This window comes from Brevibacterium sp. FAM 24630 (genome assembly GCF_049804075.1).
In the GTDB taxonomy this organism is placed as follows: domain Bacteria; phylum Actinomycetota; class Actinomycetes; order Actinomycetales; family Brevibacteriaceae; genus Brevibacterium.
The window spans coordinates 1-438 of sequence record NZ_JBNBZD010000084.1; the positions used below are offsets into that span (position 1 = coordinate 1).

The following is a 438-nucleotide window of genomic DNA, read 5'->3' on the forward strand; positions in this document are numbered from 1 at the left end:
GGTGAACGGAACCTCGGCGACTTCAGCCTTACTGACCCAGGCACCGGACTCCTCGTCATAGATCGCATCGGGGTACTCGATGCCAGTCCATGCGTCGTCGCTGATCGTTCCGATCGCTGCTTTGACCCTCTTGTCCATGCGTACCGTGATCGACACATTGGCCCCGGCATCGTGGGCGGCTTTGGTCACGGTCGATGAGTAGTATGCCGAGTCAGCGCGAACGAGCACCGCAGCACCAGGGTTGATGCGTTTGGTGGTGGCCACAGCGTCGGAGACGAACTTATCAGCACCACGTGCTGACGAGGTCGAGCCTTTGCGCAGACGCTGGCCCACAATGATCTGGCTGGAGTCGCGGGTTGACGCGGTCGCCAACAGTGCGTTGAGGCCGCGACTGCCTTGGTAGCCGAACCCAGCTCCCTGCTTCGACGCAGAGTGAAC

Annotated in this window: 1 pseudogene; it reads right to left on the reverse strand. The window is 61.4% G+C overall.

Features of this window, described 5'->3' with window-relative positions:
* Positions 1–438 (reverse strand): annotated as a pseudogene (locus tag ACPUD7_RS17840) (IS1380 family transposase); the annotation flags it as partial.